Source organism: Aeromonas sp. HMWF016 (genome assembly GCF_963878195.1).
Taxonomy (GTDB): domain Bacteria; phylum Pseudomonadota; class Gammaproteobacteria; order Enterobacterales; family Aeromonadaceae; genus Aeromonas; species Aeromonas lacus.
The window spans coordinates 1-4,691 of sequence record NZ_CAWNWX010000015.1 but is presented as its reverse complement, the minus strand read 5'-3'; the positions used below and the strand labels follow the sequence as shown (position 1 = coordinate 4,691).

The 4,691-nt window shown below is 58.3% G+C and carries 3 protein-coding genes; all 3 read left to right on the top strand.

Annotation, left to right across the window (positions count from 1 at the left end):
* On the top strand, positions 1–3,329 hold a 3,329-nt coding region (nifJ, locus tag AACS24_RS01580; protein WP_258223050.1), incomplete at its 5' end, for a pyruvate:ferredoxin (flavodoxin) oxidoreductase.
* A gap of 343 nt (positions 3,330–3,672) precedes the next feature.
* Positions 3,673–4,296 (top strand): DUF6988 family protein, encoded by a 624-nt coding sequence (locus tag AACS24_RS01575; RefSeq protein WP_146181446.1) that lies wholly within the window; start codon positions 3,673–3,675, stop codon positions 4,294–4,296.
* A gap of 243 nt (positions 4,297–4,539) precedes the next feature.
* Positions 4,540–4,691, top strand: a 152-nt coding sequence (locus AACS24_RS01570; RefSeq protein ID WP_339373332.1) for an NAD(P)-binding domain-containing protein, incomplete at its 3' end; no start/stop codon positions are given.

The window sequence follows — 4,691 nt, the reverse complement described above, 5'->3', positions numbered from 1 at the left end:
CCTTCACCGCCAGTCAGGGACTGATGCTGATGCTGCCCAACATGTACAAGATCGCCGGTGAATTGACCTCGGCGGTGTTCCATGTGGCGGCCCGTTCGCTGGCGGCGCAGGGGCTGTCGATCTTTGGCGACCATCAGGATGTGATGGCGGCGCGCAGCACCGGCTTTGCCATGCTTGCCTCCGGCTCGGTGCAGGAGGCGCAGGATCTGGCCTTGGTCGCTCACAGCGTCACCCTGCAGTGCCGGGTGCCCTTTATCCACTTCTTCGACGGCTTTCGCACCTCCCACGAGGTGAACAAGATAGTCGCGCTGCACAAAGATGAAATTCGCGCCCTTATCGACAACGACTGGGTACGCGCCCACCGCGCCCGGGCGCTCAACCCGGATCATCCGGTGATGCGCGGCACAGCCCAGAACCCGGATACCTACTTCCAGTCCCGCGAGAGCGTCAACCCCTTCTACGAAGCGGTACCGGCGCGGGTGCAGCAGTGCATGGACAACCTGGGCGAGCTGACCGGCCGTCACTATCGGCTGGTGGAGTATCACGGCGCGCCCGATGCCACCGACGTCATCGTGCTGATGGGCTCGGGGGCGGCCACTGCCCGCACCACCGTGGATTGGCTCAACTGGCAGGATCGCAAGACCGGGGTGCTGATCATTCGCCTCTATCGCCCCTTCCCGGTACAGGCGCTGCTTGATGCGCTACCGCAGAGCGTGCGGCGCATGGCGGTGCTGGATCGTACCAAGGAGCCGGGCGCCGGTGGCGAGCCGCTGCTGCTGGATGTGCAGAGCGCGCTGATCGACGGCTTGCAGCGCGGCCTTATCAAGCGGCTACCCTGGCTCAGTGGCGGTCGCTATGGCCTCTCTTCCAAAGAGTTCACCCCCGCCATGTGCGCTGCCGTGTTCGAGGAGCTGGCATCCGATGCGCCTCGCCCCCGCTTTACCGTGGGGATAGTGGATGATGTGTCGGGCCTCAGTCTGGCATGGCATCCCATCGGTGATCTTGAGCCTGCCAGCCGGGTGCGGGCGCTGTTCTTCGGCCTTGGTGCCGACGGCACGGTGGGCGCCAACAAGAACAGCATCAAGATCATCGGCGAGCTGGAGGGCTTCCACGCCCAGGGCTACTTCGTCTACGACTCCAAGAAGTCGGGCTCGCGCACCGTCTCCCACCTGCGCTTTGGCCCCGAGCCCATCGATGCCCCCTGGCTTATCGAGCAGGCGAGCTTTATCGGCTGCCACCAGTGGGGTTTTGTCGAATCGGTCGATCTGCTGGAGCATGCCGCCGAAGGGGCGACCCTGCTGCTCAATGCTCCCTATGAGCCTGACCGTGTCTGGGCCGAGCTGCCCGAGCGGCTGCGTGCCCGTATCCGTGCCCTCGATATCCGCCTCTACTGCATCGATGGGGATCGGGTGGCCGAGCGCAACGGCATGGGCAATCGCATCAACACCATCATGCAGACCTGCTTCTTCGCGTTGGCTGGCATCTTGCCGCGGGATGAGGCGATTGCGCTGATCAAGGAGAGCATCGAGAAGAGCTATGCCCGCAAGGGGCCCGAAGTGGTCGAGCGCAACTTCGCGGCGGTGGATGACACCTTGGCCCACCTCCATCAGGTGGCCATCCCGGCTGGTGAGGAGCAGATCAGCGACTATCCGCTGCCATTGGCTCCCGGCGGCAGCGAGTTTGTCCAGCGGGTCACCGGCGAGATGCTGGCGGGGCGTGGCGATTTGATCCCCGTCTCCATGCTGCCGGTGGATGGCACTTACCCCACCGCCACCAGCCGCTTCGAGAAGCGGGATATAGCCCGCGAGATCCCGATCTGGCACTCCGATATTTGCATCCAGTGCGGTAACTGCGTCTTTGTCTGCCCCCACGCGGCGCTGCGGGCCAAGTTCTACCATCAGGACTGGCTGGCTACCGCCCCCGAGGCAGCCCAATCGGTGCCCGTCACCGCCAAGGGGTTCCCCGACAGTCGCTACACCTTGCAGCTCTATCCGGAAGATTGCACCGGCTGTGGCCAGTGCGTGCAGGCTTGTCCGGTGCGGGCCGGGGCTGATGAGGAACACGAGGGCGAGCGCGCCATCACCATGATGGACAAGGCACCTCATCTCGCTGGCCAGAAACAGGCGCTGCGCTGGTTCGAGAGCCTGCCCTGGCCTGCTCGCGAGCGGGTGGATTTCTCCACGGTGCGCGGCACCCAGTTCCTCGAACCCCTGTTCGAGTTCTCCGGTGCCTGCGCTGGCTGTGGCGAGACCCCCTATCTCAAGCTGCTGACCCAGCTGTTTGGCGATCGCATGCTGGTAGCCAACGCCACCGGTTGCTCCTCCATCTATGGCGGCAACCTGCCGACCACGCCGTGGGCCAAGAACGGTGAAGGGAAGGGACCAGCCTGGTCGAACTCCCTGTTCGAGGACAACGCCGAGTTTGGCTTTGGTTTTCGTCTCACCGCCGATCAGCATCACGGTCAGGCGGTGGCGGCCCTCGAAGCAATGAAGGGGGAGCTGGGAGCTGAGCTGGTCGACACCCTGATTAGCGCCCCGCAGCGGCTGGAGTCGGAGATCCGTGCCCAGCGCACCCGGGTCGCGCAAGTGCGGGAGCGGCTGGAAGAGGTGAGATCCGGCAAGGCCCGCGAGCTGTTGTCGCTTATCGATCAGCTGGTGCGGCGCTCGGTCTGGATTATCGGCGGCGATGGCTGGGCCTATGACATCGGCTCATCGGGGCTCGATCATGTGCTCGCCTCCGGGCGCGATGTGAACGTGCTGGTGATGGATACCGAGGTCTACTCCAACACCGGTGGTCAGATGTCGAAATCGACCCCGCTCGGTGCCGTCGCCAAGTTCGCGGCGGGGGGCAAGACGCTGGCCAAGAAGGATGTGGCGTTGCAAGCCATCTCCTACGGCAACGTCTATGTTGCCCGCATCGCCTTTGGTGCCAATCCGCAGCAGGCGCTGCAAGCCTTGCGTGAGGCCGAGGCCTATCCGGGCCCGTCGCTTATCATCGCCTACAGCCACTGTATCGCCCACGGCATCGATATGGAGTTTGGCCTGACCCAGCAAAAACGGGCCGTCGCCTCCGGACACTGGCCGCTGATGCGCTACAACCCGGTATTGCGCAGTGCGGGGCAGAACCCCTTCAGTCTCGACAGCCTGCGCCCCTCCATCCCCCTCGCTGAATACCGGCAGGAGGAGACCCGTTATCGGGTGCTGGCCCAGAGCCATCCGGAGGAGGCCGAGCGGCTGATGCTGGTGGCGCAAAAAGTGGCGTGGCAGAAGTGGGCCACCTACGAGGAGATGGCCACCCGCGAGGCCAGCCATTTCCATCCGCTGGTGTGATGATTAGGTGAAATAGGTATGACAAAGCGGGCCATTGGCCCGCTTGGTTGTATTGGAATAGAATCACACTGATTTCATAGATCATATATCACTGCGAGCTCAGCTGCTGTGGTAATAATAAATTCAGTGTTAGTTGCAAAAATATTCTTTAAACTCATATCGGATATGCGGAATGGTGTCTTGAAAGTTGCGATGAAATATTTTTGTGCTTTATAAAATAGATGGCTTTGTATTGAGGTGAAGACTTCTTTTTTAAAAGCACGACTCAGTCTTTCAGTGGTATGTTTTTATCGCCAAGCTTTAAAAATTAATGTAATGCTGTTTTTAAGGGAGTGTTTAATATATGGATGTTTTTGTTGAGTCAGCTAGGCTGGCAGAAGAGTTGAGTAAAGTGATTGATTGCCCACTTTTTGACAATTCCGATAGAGTTATTACTAGTGATGTAGCATGTAGCTTATCATTGGAACATTGGCATTCAATAAGAGTAACTTTAGAGCTTGGCTATTTACCTTCTGCTCTTGTCGTTCATAGGTCTCAATTTGAATCGATAGTTCGTTCCATTTGGTTGTTATATAGCGCTTCAGATGCTCAGTTAGCAAAGCTGAGTGTTGAATTGACTTTAGAGTCGGAACAAGCAGCGAAAAACATTCCACAAATGTCACAAATGATGGATGCACTAGCAAAGGATGCTCCTATAGAAGCATTCAAGGCACTTTCTCGCTTCAAGGATCATTCATGGAAAGCTTTAAACTCTTATGTACATGCAGGTATCCATCCTATTCGAAGGCATAGTGAAGGATATCCAGTAAAGCTAATTCATGATGTGCTCAAAAATGCAAATGGATTAGCTGTTTTAGCTTGTATGCAGTCTGTTGTATTATCTGGTCGGCAGCCACTGCAACGTGAAATATTGAAGTTGGCAGAAAAAAGAGCAATTTGTATGCCTCCGATATTAAATAATCTCTAAAAATTTTCTGAGTTAAGTTCTGTGAGTGTAGCTTTTGCTCTTTTCTCTGTCCCTCAGGCTGACCGAGCGAGGGAAGCGATGTGGGGGAAAATATGAATCCTGGTGTTGCTAGCAGATAGACAAATACCGCCGTCTTGGTGGCATTTGTCTATCTGTAGGCTGTAGGAAAGTTGGCCAAGGCTTTCTTTTCTCTCCAAGGCAGGTAAGCTGCGGGGCAAATAGCGTCAAGCAGGAGAAGGGACGATGACAGAGCAACATATCGCCGGGACGATCGGCATTCTGGGGGCGGGGTGGCTGGGGCTGCCGCTGGCGCGGGCCCTGCTGGCGGCAGGCAAGCCGGTGGCGGTGACGGTCAGCAGCGCCGAGAAGGCGGCCCGTCTGCAGGGGGAGGGGAT

Excerpts from the sequence above, each read along its gene's own strand:
- AACS24_RS01575 (WP_146181446.1), top strand. The coding sequence starts at position 3,673 with ATGGATGTTTTTGTTGAGTCAGCTAGGCTGGCAGAAGAGTTGAGTAAA.